This window comes from Thauera linaloolentis 47Lol = DSM 12138 (assembly GCF_000310205.1).
In the GTDB taxonomy this organism is placed as follows: Bacteria; Pseudomonadota; Gammaproteobacteria; order Burkholderiales; family Rhodocyclaceae; genus Thauera; species Thauera linaloolentis.
Window position 1 is genome coordinate 1 of record NZ_AMXE01000175.1, and the last position, 1,517, is coordinate 1,517.

1 protein-coding gene is annotated in these 1,517 nt (G+C 69.4%); it reads left to right on the forward strand.

The window, feature by feature from the left end; all coding sequences use genetic code 11:
• Positions 1 to 12: 12 nt before the first annotated feature.
• The coding region (locus tag C666_RS19015) for an aldehyde dehydrogenase family protein (protein ID WP_004350394.1) at positions 13 to 1,517 on the forward strand (1,505 nt) is incomplete at its 3' end.

Below are 1,517 nucleotides of genomic sequence, written 5' to 3' on the forward strand. Positions count from 1 at the left end.
AGGAGACGAGACATGCAGGACTACATGGACACTCTGAAGGCGCCGGTGAGCGAGGCGACGCGGCGGTTTCTGTCCAAGCCGCAGCGCATGGCGATCGGCGGCGAATGGGTCGAAGCGAGCGAGGGCGGCACGCTGGACGTGTTCGACCCGGCGACCGGGCTAGCGTTTGCCAAGGTTCCGGCCGGTGGCAAGGCCGACATCGAGCGCGCGGTGGCCGCCGCGCGCCAGGCCTTCGAAGGCGGCGACTGGGCGGCGATGCGGGCGGTCGACCGCGAGCGGCTGCTGATGAAGCTGGCCGACCTGGTCGAAGCGAACGCACAGGAACTGGCCGAACTCGAAGCGCTGGACAACGGCAAGCCGGTGACGGTGGCGCGTTTCGCCGACGTCGCCTTGGTCGTCGACTCGCTGCGCTACATGGCGGGCTGGGCGACCAAGATCGGCGGCGAGACCATGGAACCGTCGGTGCCGATCGTGCGCGAGCGCGAATTCTGGGGCTTCACCCGGCGCGAGCCGGTGGGCGTGGTCGGCGCCATCATCCCGTGGAACTTCCCGCTGCTGATGGCGGCGTGGAAGATGGGCCCGGCGCTGGCCAGCGGCTGCACGATGGTGCTCAAGCCGGCCGAGGAAACGCCGCTGAGCGCGCTGCGCCTGGCCGAGCTGGTGGAGGAAGCGGGCTACCCGGCCGGGGTGTTCAACGTCGTCACCGGCCTGGGCCACACCGCCGGCGCGGCGCTGTCCGCGCACCCCGGGATCAACAAGCTGGCGTTCACCGGCTCGACCGAGATCGGCAAGCTGGTGGGCAAGGCCGCGCTCGACAACATGACGCGCATCTCGCTGGAGCTGGGCGGCAAGAGCCCGATGATCGTGCTCGAGGACGCCGACGTCGATGCCGTCGCGGCTGGCGCGGCGCACGCCATCTTCTTCAACTCCGGGCAAGTGTGCACGGCCGGCTCGCGCCTGTTCATCCACAAGAAGAAGTTCGACCGGGTGGTCGAAGGCCTGTCGAACATCGCCGCCGGCATGAAGGTGGGCGCGGGCATCGAGCCCGACACGCAGCTCGGCCCGCTGGTCTCGGCGGTGCAGCAAGAGCGCGTGCTGGGCTACATCCGCAGCGGCTTCGAGCAGGGCGCGCGGGCGGCGGTCGGGGGCGAGGCGGGCGAAGGCAGCGGCTACTTCGTCAAGCCGACGGTGCTGGTCGATGCGCGCGACGACATGCGGGTGGTGCGCGAGGAGATCTTCGGCCCGGTGGTGGTGGCGATGCCCTACGACGACCTGGACGAGGTCGCGCGCCGTGCCAACGACACGCCCTACGGTCTGGCGGCGAGCATCTGGTCGAACGACCTCACCCGGGTGCATCGGCTGATCCCCAAGATCCAGGCCGGCACGGTGTGGGTGAACTGCCATACGGTGCTCGACAATTCGATGCCGTTCGGCGGCTTCAAGCAATCGGGCATCGGCCGCGAGATGGGGCGCGCGGTGTTCGACCAGTACACCGAGATCAAGTCGGTGCTGATGGC